The sequence below is a fragment of the Mycobacteroides sp. H001 genome (assembly GCF_001440005.1).
Lineage (GTDB): Bacteria > Actinomycetota > Actinomycetes > Mycobacteriales > Mycobacteriaceae > Mycobacterium > Mycobacterium gwanakae.
This window is the reverse complement of record NZ_LJYH01000028.1, coordinates 275899-294183: the sequence shown is the minus strand read 5'-3', so window position 1 is coordinate 294183 and position 18285 is coordinate 275899. Positions and strand designations below refer to the sequence as shown.

General features: G+C 65.1%; 21 protein-coding genes. 10 read left to right on the top strand and 11 right to left on the bottom strand.

The features are described 5' to 3' along the window. Nucleotides 1-197 precede the first annotated feature (197 nt). Nucleotides 198-1226 carry a nucleotidyltransferase domain-containing protein gene (locus tag AOT83_RS12140; RefSeq protein WP_052621477.1) on the top strand — a complete coding sequence of 343 codons (1029 nt, stop codon included), beginning with the start codon at nt 198-200 and terminating at the stop codon, nt 1224-1226. A gap of 10 nt (nt 1227-1236) precedes the next feature. Here the strand turns inward: AOT83_RS12140 and AOT83_RS12135 are convergent, their stop codons facing one another. Continuing rightward, nucleotides 1237-1698: an HIT family protein gene (locus AOT83_RS12135; protein WP_157858395.1), complete on the bottom strand. Its 462-nt coding sequence runs from the start codon at nt 1696-1698 to the stop codon at nt 1237-1239. Between the two features lie 336 nt (nt 1699-2034). Between AOT83_RS12135 and AOT83_RS27625 the strand changes: the two genes are divergently transcribed. Then, nucleotides 2035-2478 (top strand): hypothetical protein, encoded by a 444-nt coding sequence (locus AOT83_RS27625; RefSeq protein WP_130132717.1) that lies wholly within the window; start codon nt 2035-2037, stop codon nt 2476-2478. Here the strand turns inward: AOT83_RS27625 and AOT83_RS12130 are convergent. The 4 genes from AOT83_RS12130 to AOT83_RS12115 all read right to left on the bottom strand — a co-directional run bounded on the left by AOT83_RS12130 (nt 2440) and on the right by AOT83_RS12115 (nt 6725). Next, nucleotides 2440-2901: a DUF6262 family protein gene (locus tag AOT83_RS12130; protein WP_070943270.1), complete on the bottom strand. Its 462-nt coding sequence runs from the start codon at nt 2899-2901 to the stop codon at nt 2440-2442. The genes AOT83_RS27625 and AOT83_RS12130 overlap by 39 nt on opposite strands. Next, nucleotides 2898-4814 carry a tyrosine-type recombinase/integrase gene (locus AOT83_RS12125; RefSeq protein WP_052621486.1) on the bottom strand — a complete coding sequence of 639 codons (1917 nt, stop codon included), beginning with the start codon at nt 4812-4814 and terminating at the stop codon, nt 2898-2900. Before AOT83_RS12125 ends, AOT83_RS12130 begins: the two co-directional genes overlap by 4 nt. 91 nt (nt 4815-4905) lie before the next feature. Continuing rightward, nucleotides 4906-6015, bottom strand: a complete 1110-nt coding sequence (locus AOT83_RS12120) for a tyrosine-type recombinase/integrase (protein WP_052621475.1) — start codon at nt 6013-6015, stop codon at nt 4906-4908. Beyond that, entirely contained in the window at nt 6012-6725 is a 714-nt protein-coding gene (locus tag AOT83_RS12115; RefSeq protein ID WP_052621474.1) for a hypothetical protein, read from the bottom strand. Before AOT83_RS12115 ends, AOT83_RS12120 begins: the two co-directional genes overlap by 4 nt. A gap of 271 nt (nt 6726-6996) precedes the next feature. Between AOT83_RS12115 and AOT83_RS12110 the strand changes: the two genes are divergently transcribed. Together AOT83_RS12110 and AOT83_RS12105 are read left to right on the top strand one after the other, a co-directional pair. Further along, nucleotides 6997-8094, top strand: a complete 1098-nt coding sequence (locus AOT83_RS12110) for an XRE family transcriptional regulator (protein ID WP_052621473.1) — start codon at nt 6997-6999, stop codon at nt 8092-8094. Nucleotides 8095-8122: 28 nt separating this feature from the next. Further along, nucleotides 8123-8527, top strand: coding sequence for a hypothetical protein (locus AOT83_RS12105; protein ID WP_052621472.1), 405 nt, complete (start codon nt 8123-8125; stop codon nt 8525-8527). Between the two features lie 69 nt (nt 8528-8596). Here AOT83_RS12105 and AOT83_RS12100 read toward each other — a convergent pair whose 3' ends face one another. Then, the gene (locus tag AOT83_RS12100; protein WP_052621471.1) at nt 8597-8806 is read right to left on the bottom strand and encodes a hypothetical protein; all 210 of its coding nucleotides are present in this window, start codon (nt 8804-8806) and stop codon (nt 8597-8599) included. 30 nt (nt 8807-8836) lie between these two features. Here AOT83_RS12100 and AOT83_RS12095 point away from each other — a divergent pair, with 30 nt between their 5' ends. Further along, nucleotides 8837-10777, top strand: coding sequence for a heavy metal translocating P-type ATPase (locus AOT83_RS12095; RefSeq protein WP_052621470.1), 1941 nt, complete (start codon nt 8837-8839; stop codon nt 10775-10777). A 195-nt stretch (nt 10778-10972) separates the two neighbouring features. On the opposite strand, the gene AOT83_RS12090 is transcribed toward AOT83_RS12095, so the two are convergent. The 5 genes from AOT83_RS12090 to AOT83_RS12070 form a co-directional block, all read right to left on the bottom strand. After that, complete coding sequence (locus tag AOT83_RS12090) at nt 10973-12148, bottom strand: MFS transporter (RefSeq protein WP_057964526.1); 1176 nt, start codon at nt 12146-12148, stop codon at nt 10973-10975. An 83-nt stretch (nt 12149-12231) separates the two neighbouring features. Then, nucleotides 12232-13257, bottom strand: a complete 1026-nt coding sequence (locus AOT83_RS12085; protein WP_052621484.1) for a PLP-dependent cysteine synthase family protein — start codon at nt 13255-13257, stop codon at nt 12232-12234. A gap of 186 nt (nt 13258-13443) precedes the next feature. Continuing rightward, nucleotides 13444-13893 (bottom strand): hypothetical protein, encoded by a 450-nt coding sequence (locus AOT83_RS12080; RefSeq protein ID WP_074251493.1) that lies wholly within the window; start codon nt 13891-13893, stop codon nt 13444-13446. A 70-nt stretch (nt 13894-13963) separates the two neighbouring features. Then, entirely contained in the window at nt 13964-14500 is a 537-nt protein-coding gene (locus tag AOT83_RS12075) for a hypothetical protein (RefSeq protein ID WP_052621468.1), read from the bottom strand. A 44-nt stretch (nt 14501-14544) separates the two neighbouring features. After that, nucleotides 14545-14751, bottom strand: coding sequence for a heavy-metal-associated domain-containing protein (locus tag AOT83_RS12070; RefSeq protein WP_052621467.1), 207 nt, complete (start codon nt 14749-14751; stop codon nt 14545-14547). A 186-nt stretch (nt 14752-14937) separates the two neighbouring features. Here AOT83_RS12070 and AOT83_RS12065 point away from each other — a divergent pair, with 186 nt between their 5' ends. From AOT83_RS12065 to AOT83_RS12045, 5 genes are all read left to right on the top strand, one after another. Next, nucleotides 14938-15426 (top strand): hypothetical protein, encoded by a 489-nt coding sequence (locus AOT83_RS12065; protein ID WP_052621483.1) that lies wholly within the window; start codon nt 14938-14940, stop codon nt 15424-15426. A gap of 94 nt (nt 15427-15520) precedes the next feature. Further along, the gene (locus tag AOT83_RS12060) at nt 15521-15820 is read left to right on the top strand and encodes a hypothetical protein (protein ID WP_052621466.1); all 300 of its coding nucleotides are present in this window, start codon (nt 15521-15523) and stop codon (nt 15818-15820) included. 203 nt (nt 15821-16023) lie between these two features. After that, on the top strand, nt 16024-16389 hold the full coding sequence (locus tag AOT83_RS12055; protein WP_052621465.1) for a hypothetical protein: 366 nt from the start codon (nt 16024-16026) through the stop codon (nt 16387-16389). Between the two features lie 478 nt (nt 16390-16867). Then, the gene (locus AOT83_RS12050) at nt 16868-17128 is read left to right on the top strand and encodes a helix-turn-helix transcriptional regulator (protein WP_052621566.1); all 261 of its coding nucleotides are present in this window, start codon (nt 16868-16870) and stop codon (nt 17126-17128) included. A 168-nt stretch (nt 17129-17296) separates the two neighbouring features. Continuing rightward, a complete protein-coding gene (locus AOT83_RS12045; protein ID WP_057171459.1) occupies nt 17297-18262 on the top strand; it encodes a hypothetical protein in 966 nt (321 codons plus the stop codon). Nucleotides 18263-18285 lie beyond the last annotated feature (23 nt).

Below are 18285 nucleotides of genomic sequence, written 5' to 3'. Positions count from 1 at the left end.
GGCGACCGCTCTGCTGTAATGGTGGAAGACACTCTTCCTCGACCGCGCCGGATGCGACGGCATACAGACGACACGGAAGACACTCTAAATATGACAGTTAGCTCCACCACTTAGCAAGGTAGATTCGGCTGTCCAGGGGTTCTGCCCGTCTCGGATGAACCTCATGTTGAGCGGGTTCCGTTGGCGGGGAGGCAGCAGTGGATCTGAACCAGTCGATTGAGCACCTTGGCCTAGCGGGCAATGTTCCGGGCTTGACCGAGGCGATCATTCGCTCGGATCAAACCATTGCGCAGATGCGTCAAGACTTGGCGATCGCTCGTGACGCGGGAGCGATGGACGTCGTCGCGTTCGGGTCGCTCGCGCGCCGTGAGTACACGCAAGCCAGTGATATCGATTATCTGGTGCTGGTTGACACCACCCCGGACAATGCGGCGGCGCCACGTGAGCTGCTTGAGTTGGTCAAATCATCGCTGTGCAAGGAAGCTGATGCGACGGGCTCGCTGTCGAAGGACCCCGGAACGAGTGGGTTGTTTGGCAAGTCGGTCGGAATCTTCGACATCATCAATCAGGTTGGGCTGCTTGGGGATACAAATTTCACCCACACCGCGCGGATGGAAGTACTTCAGGAATCGGTGAGCTTGCTGAACACGGAGCTACACACCAAGATCTTGCGACGGACCATCGGACGGTATATCAGCTTGTTCGATGTGCCAGCCGATCGGCCGCCGCGGTTTCTGCTCAATGACATGGTTCGTTACTGGCGCCAGATAACTGTCGACTATCAGGCCAAAGCGCCGGCCGGTACCGATGAGCCCAAGGCTGTGCTGCGCTATCTGAAGCTGTTGATTACCCGAAAGAACCTGGCCGCCAGCTCGATCTTGCCGCTGCTGGTCCCCCGCGATAACACGGTTCCGTGGGACGTCTACCTGGAAAAGTTGTATGAACTGCCGCCACTTGCTCGGTTAGCCACGGTGACCGAACACGCACCAGGGGATGTCAAGGACGCGGTGAGAACGGTTTTCCGAGTGATCGATCTATTTGTGCAGAGGACTGATGACGCCGAGAAGCGTCGTAAGTTCCAGAGCATCGCCTGGGACGCCCGCAAGAGTGATGCGAGCTTTATGGAGCTCAAAGATGCCGCCGACGAGCTTCAACGAGCTTTCGAGAGCATCTTTCTGGATTGGGAAGATGCAGCCGGCAACACCCGCCGGTGCCTGCTGCTCTGAGGGGCAGACACTAGCTCGCGCCGAGGACGTCCCGGAACGAACTGCGCAAATGGTCAATAAGAGCCACGCGTGCATCGTCAGAAAGCTTCTGAAGCGGCGCAGCGTTCTCCCAGGGCGAGACACCATGGTTGTCGTCGATGATGCGCCGTGGAATAACGTGGGCGTGCAAGTGGGGCACCTTGTTCCCGAGCATCGCAATATTGACGCGTTCCACGTCGCCGGCTTTACGCAGCACCAACGATGCTTGTTGAAGGTCCGCGACGAAAGCACTCATCAGATCGGGGTCGGCTTCGTCAAGGTGCTCGACATGCTCGTTGAGGCTCACTATCAGTCGGCCGGGAAAGCGGGCATCGTCGTAGAGGCCGACACGGGAGACCTTCAGCGTCGCGATGGGCAGCCATAGGGAGAACCCGCAGGTTGGGCAGCCAGCGTCCGGCAGGGGATGTGTAGATGAACATGTCGGCTCGATCAAAGTCGTCACCATGCCTCCATAGAACTAGTGCCTACCGACAAGTAGTGCCAAGGTCAACCCCGGGGTGATCGAAAACATGTTCGAATCTGTATTCGGCCCGGGTCACGGTTCACGCGCACTTGACAGGCAAATGAAAGCCGGGCACCCTCAGCTGAAGGCAGATGGCGGGAGACATCCGTGAAGTGCGTATCGGTTGCGTCAATTGACTGCACGATGGCGTTCCTTCGGCAAGTACATGTCTGTCATTTGAGGGTAGTACGTGGCCTTGCGGCCGTCAATGTTGCAGCCAACTTTCGTTTCGACACTCATATGAAGCTCATGTGAGGGGCCGATCGTATGTCTGAGGGCGAGTATGTCGAGAGTTGCACGGTGGCTGAAGCGGTAGCGCTGTCGGGCAAGAGCGAAGCCACGGTTCGGCGTGAGCTCGGTCGCAAACTTGTGAAGGTTCAGGGGGCTGATCCGATCCGTGTCACGGCCGCATCGTTGTCTGCATGGTGCGAGGAGCTACGTCGCCGCGCCCCGCGGCTTATGCAGACAGTGCAGCCATTCTTAGGGGCGCAAGGTCAGGTCGGTCTCGATCCAGCAGCTGGGCAGATAGTGGAGCTGCGACGACGAATCGATGCGCTCGAACGCGCCCAGGAGAGCATGTCGGCGGAGAATCTGCGGTTGGCTACTGAGAATGAACAGTTGCGCCACACCGTCCAATCGCTGCGGCAGGCCCATGTCATCCTCACCGACGAACTAGGTACTTACACTTCCCCGGCCATCCCCGATAACTGACGGTGTCGGTGCCATTGAGGGCCTCTGGCGATCATGGGGGCGGCCCAGTTCCAAGAGCCGGCTGCGCAGCGCCGCGTTTTCGGCGCGAAGTGCGGCCACTTCATCTGCCAGATCGCGATTGCGCCGCAGGGCCACGTGCAGTTTGGTACGCAGGGATGCCGCCGAGGCCGTCTGCGTATCGGGTCGTCGGCGCGACTCAGCCTGTGTCCGGCGTTTTTCGATGACGCGGCGCAGTTCGGGGTGCTGGTACAGGAAACTGGTCGATACCGCGGCGGCGCGGGCGACGGAAACGAATGTGACGGGTTCGCCAGCGTTTTCGAGTTTGATGAGGGCACGCCGGGCTCGGGACTCGGCGGCATCGCTGCGGGCTGCGGCGGCTGCGGCCAGACGAGCGATCCGCGCGTCCCGATCGCAGGCGCTCACGCCCCGGGCCCTTGCTCGTCGGGCAGGCCCGGCTGTTGCAGTTCGCCGATGATCTTTTCGACCTTGTCGAGCATCGGCGCATTGAGGTCCACGACCTTGTGATCAGCAGATGCTGTTGCCTCGGAGATGATTTCACGCAATTGGTCACGGTGGGCGATGTGCACGCCCAGGAACACCCGGCCGCCGGGATCGTGGAACGAGCAGTCCAGGCACGGGTTGGGGCGAAAGTCGCACTTCTGCTGGGCGGGCAGTGTGCAGAATCCGTTGGGCAGTGCGGCGGAGAACTTGGCCCGTAGACGTTCCACGGTCGGGTCCGTGTCGGCGCCTGCGGGTGTTTGGGTGGCCCAGAACTGGCGGGCTTTGCGGGCCAGGGTGTCGTCGGTGATCCGAGCGTAGGTGGAGGTCATGGTGTCGCTGGCATGGCCGAGGAAATCGCGTACTTCTTGTTGGGTCCAGCCGTTGTTGAGCAGGGTCATCCCTATGGTGTGCCGGAAGCGGTGCACATCGCCGCCGGAGATCGGCTCGCCGGTCATGGTTGAGGAGGTGATGCCGTGTTCGGTGAACAGGGCTGCCAGGCGGTGCCGTAATCCACTGGTGGACCAGGGCTGGGTGCGTCCGGCTGCTGCGCTGGACCGCGCGCCTGGGAACAGGTGGGTTGCGCCCTGCCCGTAGGTGTTTCGGACCTGGTTTTGTTGCGCGAGAATCACTTGGGCCAAGGTTTCGGGGATGGGGAATCGGCGCCAGGCGCTGGTCTTGGTCATCCAGTACTCGATCCAGTAGCCGCCCTCGGAGCGGTGCAGGCAATCCAGTGGGAGCGCGACAAGTTCGGAGATTCGGCAGCCCGCCCACCGGGTTGTGGCGATCATCGCCCGCAGGGTGGGGTCGGTGGCGGGGTTATCGACGATCAGCTCATCGATGCGTTCGATCACATCCGGTGGGAAGGGGCGCGGGTTGGCGGTCTTGCGATGCACATTTTCACCGCGCCGCAGGAACATCGCCGAGCCCAAGTCGGTGACCAGCCCGGTGTCGTGCAGTGATTCGAGCAGGTATGCCGCGGTGTTGGCCAGCCGGGAGCTGGCGTCGGTGTCTGCGCGGCGCGTCCAGGCCAGGTAGTCCAGGAACACCGCTCTGGTGACTGCGGCCGGCTCGGGCATCTGGCCGCCGCTGGTGAGGAAGTGCGCGAGCTGGCGGGTGGCGCGCACCCAGTGACTGAGGGTGCCCCAGGACAAGGTGGCTGTGGTGAGTTGTTGTCGGGCAAGTTCTTTGACACCGGATTTGAGCCATGCCAGCGGCACCGTGGACCAGTCGACGGCGGTGTGGGTGGATCCGGCGTGCGTGCCCTCCAGCACGAACTCGAACCTGTCGTGCCAGTACCAATGGTCATGCACCCACGGGTTGGGGTCGGTGGCGCCGTCCAGCAGTCGAAAGAAGCGCCGGATGTAGGGCGCGCACAGCGTGTCGAAGGAACTCGCGTACGGCCAGTGCCGTCGGCACAGCAGCAGCCACTCGTGCACGGATCGTTCCGCCAGGGAGTTGGTGATCTTGCCCTCTGCGGTATCGATGAGTACTAGCAGGACCCGGCGCAGGCTCGCGTTGCACGTCCAGTCGCCCCGACCGATCTTGGTGGCCACCACGAACCGGATTTCCTCGGCCGCTGCCGGCGGGAGCCGCCGGAAGTCCACCAGCTGTGCCGACGGGCGCCCGCGTGGCGGCCCGATTGGCCGGGATCCGATTTGGGCCCATGTGTCGAAGTCGGCGGGCTGGCCGGCGCGGAACCATTGGAAGTAGTGTCCGTAGCACAGCCCGGCGGTGCCTGAGAGCTGGTTGCGCGGCCCGCCCAGCCAGTACCGCTGGCCGTCGCAGCCGGTCACCGCGCAGGGGTCGGCCCCCTGGCGGCGCCGATCTCCGGCCACCTCAAGGACCTGCCAGATCGGTTGGCACCAGGGACCATCGGGCACCGGCGGTATCGAACGCGGCCGCGCCCCGCCGGCGCGGGTTCCGGATTCACCGCTCATCGCCAGGCCCGTTCTGCGGTGGCCGCCACACCAGGTGTTCGGTGCGCCGCAGCCGCTCACCGAGGTCATCGGCGGCCAGGTGGATGTACACATCGGCGCTGGAAGCGTGCGAGTGCCCAAGCCGGGCGGCGATCTCGGCGGCGGTCCAGCCGGCCTTGGCCAGTGCGGTGGCATGGGTATGGCGCAGCATGTGCGGATGCAACGCCTCGATTCCCGCCGAAACGCCGATCCGCTCAATGAGCTGATAGGCGTTCGAATACGACAGCGGGCCACCCACCGGTCGCCGCGACAGGTTCACAAAAACGTAGTCGGTATCGAAGTCGGCGAGTTCATCCAGGAGATAGGTGGCGTACAACTCAAAGAAACGCGGTGGCGCCTCGACGGTAAAGGTGTTGCGTTGCTTGGAAAGAGCACCATTGGCGTTGTCCGTTCTGCGCAGGACCTCAACGCGCTTGCGCATCGGGTCGAGGTCCTCGTGGCGAAGGCCCAACGCTTGCCCGATCCGCAGCCCAAGGTCATACAGGGCTGAGAGCAGCAGCCGATCGCGGTCGGTGCCCGCCGCCACCAGCAGCCGATGAAAATCGGTTTCGAAATCGATCACCTGCACCGTCTCGGCGGGCGCCCTACCCGGCCGGCTCAAACGCGACACCGCACTGGGGCGGCGGCGCTCGATATGGGCCAGGAAGCCGTGCGTGCGCAGCGCCAGCTTGGCCGGGTTGCGGGTCAGCACCAGATCAGTAGGCCCGCGGCCCTCCACGCGGTGGAACTCGTAAAACTCGCGGACCGCGGCGTTGACGGCTTTCACGGTGCCGGTCGAGCGTTGCCCACGCCAGGTGTGCAGGGGAGGCAACCCCATCGTCAGTGCACCGACAAAATCACATAACTCGTTGAAACACACCGTATCCCAGGCGATTGCTCGGGCCGCCAGCCAACGATAGAACAAGCTCAGGTGCCGCGCGTAGGAGCGGACGGTGTTGGGTGAGCGATCCACAGCACGCAGCCAGTGCAGGAACTGCTCTACCTCGACGATGGGCAGTCCGTGATCGTCGATGACTGTCCACGATGGGCGCCCCAGCACGGTGACAGGGGCGGCTCTCACTGCGCATCCCGGCTATCGCCAGGGTCTTTGGACTGCTGTGGGGGCGCCTTGACGTCGATACCGGGCCGCAGCCGCTGGTGCTGCTCGCGCGCCGGCAGCGATGTCAGCGGCCCGAGCTCGGCCGGCAGTGTGCCCGGCAGCCAGCGCATCTTGCGTTTGCGCCAAGTGGCCAGCTGGGCCTGGACTTTGGCCATCGGTACTTCGAAGCGGTCCCAGTCGATGTTGGGGGCACTGACCCAGATCCAGCGAACATGCGAATCGGTGTGGTCGTATTCCCACGTCAATTCGCAGTGCGTGGGATCTCCGACCAGACCCAATGTTTCGGAGTCCTGGTTGCAGAACGCCGCCCGTGTCGGATTGGTCGGTTCGGCCTCGTTGTGGTGAATGGCCATGTAGGTCTTGCCGCGGCTGCTGATGGTGGGCCATCGGTGAGGCTTGGACACCACGTGCCCCGGCGGATGCATCCCATGGGTGCTCAGCCACACATCCGTGGCCGCCGCAGTGATGGCGGCAACGTAGGAGCCGCGCCCCAGCGCGTGCAGCTGGGTGCGCAGATGCGCACCGTGCCGTTCGGAGAGCACATTCCAGTCATCGACCGCGGCCAACAGCAGCGCCCCCACCCCCGTGCTGACCTGCCGCAGCAGCCGGCTGGCTTCCTTGCGTGACACCGCACGAGACGACGGGCCCGGGTCCGTGAACAGCACTGCCATCGCTGCACCTTTCGATCGAAAATCTTGCATAAAACCTTGCATAACGTGGTAAGGTTTTTTATGGCAGCGACACGCCGCGAGCAACGCCGTCTCCGATGGGGAGGGCGCGCGGGGGTACACTTCTACCCCCGCCACACGTGCCACTCCCGTCACAGATCAATCAGGGATGGCTGGCCGAAAATCGCAGATCACATGGTGTTTCTGCACGGCGTCGAGGTCAAAGCGGGATAGTGTTGAGTAATCAGCACCGAGACGGATGTGGAGGTGATCTGTGGCCGCACCAAGCCCCGCCATCGAGGCAAACAGCGTGATGGTGCAACTGACCAGGCTGGCCTGCGGATGGTCCAAAAAACGGCTTGCTGATGAAGCCGGCGTCTCTGCCTCGCATGTGAGTCGTGTCGAATCGGGGGTGCTGCCTTTGGCGGGCAAAGCCCTGTTCGACTATGCCCAGGCTCTGGGCTGCCCGGCGCAGGCGCTGTGCGTGCCGTTCACCCGAACTCCGGCCGAAGGCACCCACTTTCGTGCCAACGTGAGCATCGCCGAATGGAAACGCGACCGTGTGTGGGCTCGGGCCAACCTGGTGGCGATGCGTATCGGGCGCCTGGCCGCCCGCGCGGACATTGAGCCGGTGCTCTCTCTTCCCGAACTTGATCCCACCGGCTATGCCGCCGAGCATGGTGAGATCACCGTCGCGCAGGTGTTGCGCCGCCTGTGGCGTCTGGCCGGACCCATTGGTTCGATGACCGAACTCCTGGAAGCGGCAGGGGTATTCGTCGTGGCTGAGGATTTCTGCGACGACGGGATCGATGCCGTAACGCTGCGGGCCAGCGGGCACCATCCACACCTGGTGTATGTCAATGCGGCCCTGCCGGCCGATCGGATGCGTATGACCTTGGCCCATGAACTAGGGCACCTGGTCATGGACGCGATGACCTTGGTCAGCCCGGCTGAGACCGAACAGCGGGCCACGGCGTTCGCCGCGGAATTCTTGGCTCCGATCGATGACATCATGTTCGACCTGGATCGCGTTTCGGTGCGCACTGTTCATGAACTCGACGAGCTGCGCCTGCGGTGGGGGGTGAGTGTGTCCTCACTGGTCGTGCGGGCCCGTGAGCGCGGTATCTTGTCCGATTATCAATACCGGTCCATGTTCCGGCTGCTCAATGAAACCGGCCGAATGTACGGGCCTCGGCCCGGGGTCGCCGAAGAAAGGCCCGCACTCGTCAAAGCAGTACTGGAGCAACTGGTCCGGGCCGGCTACAGCACCGCCGAGCTCGATGACATCACCTTGCTCACCGGCACACAGCGTGCCGCGCTATTTCACAGCGCGGCCGATCAACCCGGCATTCGACACCTGTCCATGGTCTGACAGGCGCTACGACATCTAGTAGGCGAGCATGGGATGGAATCGCGACCGCCCGGTGCGCGATGTGCAGTGGAAAGTGCATCCCTACTGGACCAAACAGACACAGTCACTTGAGCAGGACCACGCAGCCGGCGGGCGTGAGCGGCGCGTCATGGCCGACGGCGGCGCCCTGGCGCGAGTTGTTCTGCAAGCCAGAAACCTACGCCTGTACGCCGAATTACGTTGGCAGGTCAATAAAAAGCCACGCAGCCAATACCTAGGCGAAGTCACCGCCGCCAGCCGCGCAGCCAACCTGGCCGCCGGCTGGCAAGTCGTGCACGACCGCGACCTGACCAAGACAACTAGCCCCGCCGCCGCGTCAAGCCAGCGATCGGCTCCAGAGCAGCGCCGGACAGCACCACGGCCGCCGGCCGGTCAGCACACCACATCGACGTGATGGACCGCGGTAGAGCTTGTAGATCCAGGGCCTGCTCAAAGGTGGTCACCACACTTGAACATATACCCCCTAGGGGTATATGTTGGGTGGGTGGATACCGCACCGACCCATTCCGGGCATCATCAGGGACACCCGTCGGGTTCGCCCGGCCATACCGAACATGAGCCGGCGGCACACCCGCGCGATCAGCATGCGGGCCATCAGGAAGGCCACCGCGATCACGGCCAGGATCACGGCCAGGATCACGGCCAGGGCGGCCATCACGGCCACGGCGATCATGTTGGGCAGTTCCGACGACTGTTTTGGATCATGTCGGTTGTCGCGGTCCCGGTGGTGATTTTCGATCCCATGTTCGCCATGCTTATCGGCTATCAGTTACCTGAGGGCGGCTGGGCCCGGTGGGTCTCCCCGGTGCTGGGCACGGTGGTGTATTTGTGGGGCGGCAAGCCGTTTCTTGTGGGGGCGGTCAGTGAGATCCGCAGCCGCACACCGGCAATGATGCTGCTGATCGGTTTGGCCATCACGGTGGCTTTCACTGCTTCGTGGGGTGCAAGCATCGGGGTGCTCGACCATCAGCTCAGCTTCTGGTGGGAGCTGGCGCTACTGGTGGTGATCATGCTGGCCGGGCACTGGATCGAGATGCGGTCTTTGGCGCAGACGACCTCTGCGCTGGATTCGCTGGCTGCGTTGCTCCCGGATACCGCTGAGCGTGTCCAAGGCCAGCAGGTAGTGGCCGTACCGCTGGCCGATCTGCGTGTTGGCGACATTGTGGTGGTCCGCCCCGGCGGGTCGGTGCCAGCCGATGGCCGGGTGGTCGAGGGCAGTGCCAGCCTGGACGAGTCGATGGTGACCGGTGAGTCGGCGCCCGTGCGCCGTGGGGTCGGTGAGCAGGTGGTAGCCGGCACGGTGGCCACAGATTCTGGGTTGCGGGTGCAGGTCAGCGCCGTGGGCGCCGACACTGCGCTGGCCGGTATCCAACGGCTAGTTGCCGATGCACAGGCCTCCACGTCGCGGGCTCAGCGGGTCGCTGACACCGCGGCCGGCTGGCTGTTCTGGTTCGCGCTGGCAGCGGCCATCATCACCGCAGTCAGCTGGACGGCGCTGGGGCACCCCGACGCCGCGGTGGTGCGGGCCATTACGGTGCTGGTCATCGCCTGCCCGCACGCGCTGGGGCTGGCCATCCCGCTGGTGGTTTCGATTGCCACCGAGCGCGCCGCCCGCGGCGGGGTTCTGGTCAAAGACCGCCTGGCCCTGGAACAGATGCGCACGGTCGATGTGGTGCTCTTTGATAAGACCGGCACCTTGACCAAGGGCACCCCGACATTGACCGGCATTCAAGCGGCCCCCGGACATGATGGCGAGACGGTGCTGGCCCTGGCCGCGGCCGCCGAAACCGACAGCGAACACCCGCTGGCGCGTGCCATTGTGGCCTTCGCCAAGCATCGCGGCCTGGATATCCCGGCAGCAAGCGGATTCACCTCCGAGCCGGCACTCGGGGTGAGCGCCGAGGTCGCTGGGACCCGCGTGCAGGTAGGTGGTCCGGCACTGCTGGATGCCTGCGGCAGCCGTGAGCTGGCGGTAGCCGCGCAATGGCGCACCGAGGGCGCCATCATCTTGCATGTGCTGCTCGATGGGCAGGTCGCCGCAGCGCTACGCCTGGCCGACGATACCCGCCCCGAATCCGCCGGGACCGTCAAAGCCCTCCATAAGCTTGGGGTCAGGGTCGTGATGATCACCGGCGATGCCCAAGCAGTCGCCGATACCGTGGCGGGTCGTCTGGGGGTGGACCGTGTTTTTGCGCAGGTGCGTCCTCAGGACAAGGCGGCGGCCGTGGCCCAGTTGCAGCAAGAAGGCCACACAGTGGCGATGGTCGGCGACGGCGTCAACGATGCCCCGGCCCTGGCTCAAGCCGATGTGGGTATTGCCATCGGCGCCGGAACCGATGTGGCCATCGCCTCGGCCGGGGTCATCTTGGCCAGCTCGGATCCCCGCTCGGTGCTCTCGGTCATCGAGCTCTCCCGCGCCAGCTACCGCAAGATGAAGCAAAACCTCTGGTGGGCCGCCGGATACAACCTTATTTCGGTGCCCTTGGCTGCAGGAGTGGCAGCCCCGATCGGCTTCGTCATGCCCATGAGCGCAGGAGCAGTCCTGATGTCGCTATCGACAGTGGTGGTCGCCTTAAACTCCCAGCTGCTACGCCGCCTGGACCTGCGCCCACAAACCAGCGCCCGTAACATGCTGAACTCCTAACCCGGCCGGGGCATTGACAGGCTGCCAGCACGTGGGCCAACGGATTCAGGTGTGCGCGGGGCCTTGCCCAAACGGGGTCCAGCGCCTGCGGTGGCGCGGACATGTACCGGCAGCGGTTGCGTTAGCGCGCAGCGGCCGCGCCGCCTACCGATCACCGCTCATCGGCCCCGACGGCACCGCTTGCCCGGCCTGGGTTCAGGAGCCCGGCGCGCGCCGCAACGCCAAGAGCGCGGCGGCACACACCAGCCCGACAGCTGCCAGTGACACCCATAACAACGAGGGCGCACCGTGCTGCTGGCTGTAGCCGAACACCGAGCCGGTCAGCAGATTCCCCGCGAGAATGCCGATACCGACGATGGTGTTGTACAGCCCGTAGTGGGTGGCCACCAACCGGTTGTCGGCCAGCCGGACCACGGTGTCCATCTCGAAGGGAAAAGTCGCGATGGTCCCCACGGCCAGCAGCGCCGCCGAGAACAGCAGCGCGGCGATCGCCGGGACCGATCCGCTTTCTGCCGTCGGGAGCAGCGCCAGCGGCACGAACGCCGCTGCGATCACCAGCATCCCGAACACCAGACTGCGACTGGGACCAAAGCGTGCGGAAAGCCAGCCGGTCAGGCGCACCTGCCCGGCAATGGCCACCAGCCCCGACACCACGAAGATGCTTGTCACCAGTACTGTTTCGGATTTGGTGTCGTCGGTGAGCAGCGCCGCCTGCAGCGGAAGTGCGAGGTACACCTGGAATGTCAGCACATACGAACCGATCATGGCACCCGAGAACAACAGGAATGCCCTGTTGGACACCACCGAACGCCAGCTGGTCAGCACCGGAGCACGGTCGGCGCCAGGCTCGGCCCCATTCGGTGGCAGCGCCATCAACTGCATGACGGTCAGGAAAGCGAAGACCGCCGCGGCGACGGCACAGGTGATTCGGAAGTCCCACGCGGTCAACGCCAAACCGAGGATCGGTCCGAAAAGGATGCCGGCCTGGTAGAAGACGTTGAACACCGCGAAGGCTTCCACCCGGCGCTCCCCCGAGTCGGCGGCCAGGTAGGCACGCACCGCGGGATTGAACAGTGCACCGGCGAAACCCGTTGCCGCCGAGGCGATCAATATCGCCGGAAGGCTGCCGACGAACGCCAGCATCAGAAATCCGGCGGTCCGCAAGAAGCATCCGGCGACAATCAGCGGCTTGTACCCGAACCTGTCGGCCAGCGTGCCACCAACCAGAAACATGCCCTGCTGAGAGAAGTTGCGGACCCCGAGCACCAGTCCCACCATCCACGCGGCCAAGCCCAAGGGCCCGGCCAGATATCCGGCGAGATACGGCATCAGCATGTAGAAGCCGACATTGATGGCGAACTGGTTCACCATCAATATCTGGCTGGGCCGATCGAAAGACCGGAACTGGCCAAACACGGTGTGGCCAGTTCCGGGTGCTCTCAGGTGCGCATCGGTCACGCCGTGCGTCCGAGCGGGTCGATCACATGGGTCAGTCTGGTCCATCGATCCACCACCCGCTGCGACGGATCATCAATCACGTCGGGATCTTGGGCCGGCGGGCGGTCCAGCAGATCGTGTTCGTGGCAGTAATCGTCATCGTAGATTGTGCCGTGATAGCGCATCGGGCCGTCGGGGAAGATGGCAGCGACGCGAGTACCGGGCTCTGAGGTGCGTGCCACCCAGCCCGCGACCAACGCCACCGCTCCAACGCTCCATCCGCCGCTGGCGTGATAACTGGCGGCCAGGGTGCGGGCGGCCCAGACAGCCTCATTGGGCGCCACCCAATGGGCTTCGTCGAACGCGGGATAATCGACATTGCCCGGGTAGATGCTCGAACCCAGGCCGCGCATCAGCCGCGCGGCGGCGGGCTGCCCGAATATCGTCGACCCGATGGTATCGACACCCACCAGCCGCAAATCCGGATTATGTTCGCGCAGTACCCGTCCCACCCCCGAGGAGTGTCCACCGGTGCCCACCGAGCAGACCAGGGTGTCGACGGTGCCGAGCTGGTCGATCAACTCCTCAGCCACGCCGCGGTAAGCATCGACGTTATCGGGATTCTGGTACTGGTCGGGGCACCACGAATCCGGTTCGGCGGCAAGTATTTGCGCGACGCGATCCTTGCGTGCCTGCTGCCAGCCCCCGATCGGGTGCGGCTCGGTCACGATGTCCACCACGGCGCCGTAGGCGGTGAGCATCTGCACGATGATCGGTTCTAGTCCCGGGTCGGTGACGAGTGTGACCGGGTGACGGTAGATGATGCCGGCCAGCGCCAGCCCCAAACCCAACGTTCCGCTGGTTGATTCGACAATCATGGCGCCGGGCGTGAGGTCACCGCGCTCGCGGGCACGCTCGACCATGTACAGGGCGGGCCGGTCTTTCATGCCGTTGGGGTTATGGGCTTCGAGTTTGGCCCAAAACCCGGTGCCGGGGCCCGAGAAGGGTTCGGACACCCACAGCACCGGGGTGTTGCCCACCAATGTGTTGGGGTCGTGAAACTTCGGGCCCAGGTGGGTGCAGCTACGACGAGAGGACAGCGCAATGTTGTTGTTCATGAAGGAAAAGTCCCTGCGTGAGGGGCCACCAGGAAGCGGCCGCAAGATGGTCACGGGCGTATGGGCAGCCCTCAGCGACACAGGTCGCTGCGCCAGCCCAGCAGGTGATCCTCAGCGGCGAATAATGCACAAATCGGTCAAAAGGATCCGCCCGAAGCGCGGGGTTGGGCGGTGGCTGCGCTGCGGCGGCCCCCGTCCGGTATGGGTGGACCACCACATCGCGCCAACACCGGCGCCCAGAACGGCAGCGACTACCCACAACGCACGCAGCGGATTATCGGTGCGGGCGCTGATCGCCGCGGCCAGGTCCATAACCGAGCACCACGCGGCGTGCATGGCGGCACCGGCGTGCGGATGAGCCGATATCGCAGCAGGATTGGGTGCGGCAATGCCCGAGACAGTGATCAGTACCTGATGGTGATGCTCGGGACGCACGTGTTGGTTGGCATCGGCCAGACAATGCGCGACCGGCACACCTAGGGCAACCGCGATACCGGCCAGCAGCGCCACCAACCCCAGCCGTACCCGGCCAGAGCGAGGGCGGCGGCCCCAGATCCTCATAGCATCAACCTACCACAGCAACCACATACCCCTACCGGGTATGTGATCAGATCGTGATGCGGCGGCTCCGCTAGGGAGTCTCGGCGGGGGCAGGGGGCTGCCCGTGCGGGTCTTCCAGGACGGGTGGCGTCGGTGCACCGGGCATGACGGTGGGTGCGACGGCCTCGGTGCCGGCGATGCTCTGTGGGGGGCGCCCGTAGGGGTCTTCCAGCGCGGGGTTTTCATTGCCCCCGCCGAATTGCACACCCGTCGTGCTCGGCGCCGAGGCCGGTCGCACACCCCCGGTGATCCTGTAGCGGGTGCTGGAGGAGGTTTGGATGTTCGGCGGGTGCGCGGCGTTGCCGAGCTTGCTGCCCGGCAGCCCGGCGGCGGTGGCCGCCGGATCGGCGTTGGTGGAGATCTTGATCCCGCGCGCGTCCACCGCGGCCGGCGCCACCGCCGGGAAGTTGTAGTAGCTGTAGGTGTAGCTGCCCGGAACCGCCGGCAGCGGCGCGGGCACCGCCGGGATGAACGGGATCGGCGGTGCCGGGTCTGCCGCGGCCACCGGGGCGGTGAGCGCGGCCAGTACGCCGACCACCACGGGCGCCAGGATGCGTGTCGTGATCATCAGATGTCCTTCACGGGTTTGGGGGATTTCAGGGGTGGCGGGCTTTAGCCGGCCAATGCGTAGCCGGCGGCGCGGATCGCGGCGTGCACCGCCTCGGCGGGCAGCGGCCCGGTACTGGTGACGGTGACGGTGCCGGTAGCCACGTCCACCTGTACGCCGGTGACACCGGGCACGGCGGCCACCTGTTCACGCACCGCCGCCACGCAGTGCCCACAGGTCATGCCCGAGACCTTCAGCGCCGTCGTGCTCATTGAGAGACCTCCTTGCTTGCGCCAATGTATCGCGACAGGCTACCCCCGTAGGGTTATGTCTGCAGGGCGTAGAGGAACAGTCCGGTCTGGTCTTGTCCGCCAACGGTGATCCGGAGGATCGAGCCTCTGCTCATTTTCTGGCCGTATACCCCCTATGGGTAGCACGGTGGGGTGTACGGTGGGGTGATGGCGCTCACTGGCGATCGTGCCCGCGCCCGCGGCGGCCGCGCCGCGGCGGCGCGATGGGTGGTGCCGTTGACGCTGCTGTTGACACTGGCTGCTGCACTCTTCCCCGCGCTGCGGTGCTCCCCGGCGCTCGATGCGCATGTTCCGCACGGTGCGGGTGTATCGGTGGCGCGCGCCGCCGCGGCGGCGGCCCAGGGCGTGCGGGCCCCGCGGGCCCCGCGGATCGCGGTACACGCGATGCACAGCGCCGCGGCCCAGGGCGTGGATGTTCACTCCGGGTGCCAGCTGCCGGCGGCGGTCCTTGCGACCATGGCCGCCGCCGGCCCCGGCCACGGGTGGTGGGCCCTGGTGGTTGCGGCCACCGCACTGCTGGCTGCCGCCGCCGCGGCATGGGTGCCCGCCTCGCGCGGACCACCCGAGCGTGGCCAACTCGGCTCTTTGTGCAGTGGACGTGCACGTTTGCAGCATTTCTGCGTGATGCGGCGCTGACCAGCTGTCCGCCGGTGCCAACGCGGCTCCGGCGCACGGTCAACGCATCCACTCGTGGCCACCGTGCGGTGGCCCCTTCACGCAAGGAATCACCATGCTCATCAACTCTGTTCACCGCATATCTGTTCGCCGTGGCCTGGCGGCGATGGCCGCACCCCTGGCCGCCGCCGCGCTGGCCCTGTCAACTCCGGCACTGGGCCACGCCGCTGGCCCGGACCCGGCATCGTCGGCAACGATCAGCGCCGCCGGACCCGCACCGGCCGGCCCCGGCTGCCGACACCACAACTGCTGGCCCCGTCCCGGTGGGCACGGTGGCGGCTGGGGTGGCGGCCACGGTGGCGGCTGGGGCCACGGCAGCTGGGGCGGACACGGCGGCTTCGGCGGGCACCGCTAACCCCTGAACCGGTGCCGCCCCCGCCACCTTGCGTCCACGCGGGGGCGGCACCTCCTCACCGACAACCGCCGGCGGCCCCGCCGCTGCCGGCGCAGGCCTTAACTCTTGCAGGCCTGCCGACACCACCCCGTACCACCAATGCTGCTGCAATCCAAGGATATTCATTCATGACGACAGCTGTGAGAGCATCGACGATCGGACCCATGGCGACCGCGCTGAGTGCACCGCCGCGAACATCACGGCGCTCACCCAAGGCGCCCCCTTGGCCGCTGGCCGTGGGGGCGCTGTCCGCGGCCGTGAGCGCGGTGATGCTGGCTGCTCCTGCCGCTGCCGGGCCGGGCCAACCTGGACCGCGAGTCCCCGGCAACGCGCAGGTCATCATCACGGAGTTGAAGGCCCGCGGCGATCAGGTCATCATCAACGGCGATACCACCGGTAAACCGTTGGCCAAGTGCACCGCCACCACCGTGCGCGTCGGGCGACACATCTACAACCAGGTGCCGCAACGCAAAGGCCCGCCGACCCGCGGCCTCGCCTCGCACGTCATGTACGTCACGGTGCAGTGCTAGGCGCCGCCTGCGGGGGCCGCCGACGGCTACTTGCGTTGGGCTACAACGGGTCTTTAATGGCTTATCTGTACCGGCACAGTCGGATCTGAGATTCTTTCCTGTTCCAGTGGTGGGACACATGTATATCGGGGCGGCGATGAGTCGATTACATGTGTCCCACGCGCAAGTTGCGCTGTGTGTTGGATGGGTGCTGTCTCGTGACACCGACGACAGCCGGCGGTCATCGTCGGAGGCGAGATTGGCGGCCGATACGTCGAGCGCATAGGTGATGTCGAAGAGTCGTTCAAAGAGCAGGCCCGCCAGACTCGCACCCACGATGACCTGCTGGATCTGCGGCGAGCGGTCGGGGAGAAAACTGCCGCCCGCTGGATCTCCATCCGTCAGCAACGAATCGACTGAGTCGAGAACGTTACAGCGAAGGAAAACTCACTTGGTGCAATAACTATACTTGGATAACTATCCGGGTATAGTTATCGATGTGCCGCGGCCAGCATTGTCGAATATCCAACGCGTACAGGGTGAAAAGCTGGGCAAGGAGTTGCGCAGGCTGCGGGGAACGCGCACGGCCGCAGAGGTGGCCCATGAGGCTGGGGTGCCGCTGGACACGCTGCGCAAGTTGGAGCAGGGCGGCACGGCCACACCTGGATTCTTCTTGGTCGCGCAAGTGGCCCAGGTGCTCAATACGCCGCTGAACCAGTTGGTGGACAAGGTGATGACCACGAAAGGACGGCGGCGATGACCGCAGCGGAGTCGATCATGACCGTTGATATGAAACGCGGGGCCAGGCGCGATATCCGTGCCACGTGGCGCCAGCCCGGTAGCGGGCGGGCGAGCGTTGCCGCAGGGCATGAAGAAAAACATGCCTATACCTATTGCGGAGTAGGTTCGCATATGGAATCCTTCAGCCATGAACCTAAAGGTGCAGATGCAGTGCGACGACTTGGTTCGCCAGCATCATGGCGCGTTTGCGCAGCTGCGCAAGGATATTGCGGCAATGGTGCTGCGGGCTGCGCAAATATGGGAGACCGAGTTCCCCGACCCGGCGGAGATGCACGGCCAGTTGCACTGCACGTCGGTGCGCGGGCTGCTGCTGCAGTTGCGGATCGCCCGGGACGGCGACGGGGCGTTGATCGAGGGAGACGGGCCGCAGCAGTCCATCTTCACCCCGCAGGCGGGGGCCTTGTCCACGATGTGTGGGCAGGGTATGTCGGTGGTGCTGCTCGATGGACGCGGCGGCCAGTTTCGGGTCCGCAAGGCACCCTCGAAGGTGATCGCCGATCGGGAGCGGCTGGTGATCCTTCCCCCGAAAAGGCAGCGGACGGCGGCGCTGGAGGCCATCGAGGGTCAGCAGGCCCTCGACCAGGAGAGCACCGACGAGGACGCCGAGCAGCCGACGCCGGCCGATCCGGAGCAGGAGATCCGCGACGGACAGTTGACCATCAGTGGCCAATTCGATCAGCCGCGGCAGCCGCCGCAGTGGGAAGAGGGGGTGCCGGTCCAGGAGGAAACCCAGGTCGACGAGGAGCCGCAGGAGTCGGAGGCTGCCGAACAGATCGCCAACCAATGGCAGGTGGCGGCAGCCGACCAGGAGGAGCCGCCGGCCACCGACGAGGATTCCGAGGAGCCGCAGGAGGATGCACTTGGCTACGACTGGTTCGTGCTGTGGACGCTCAGTCCGGACGCCTACCACGTGCCGGAAGTGTTCTTAGCGGCGGTGATCGGTATCGACGATGGCGCCAAGATCGTGATTGTGGCCTCGGCACCGCTACCGAAGTCGGCGGCACCTCGCCAGGATCAGCAAGACGAGCAGGGCGGCGATTTCGAGGATTTCGGCCAGGACAGCCAAGAGGGTTCTGGTCCCGATCCAGCGTGACGCGTTTGTCACACCCGCCAGTT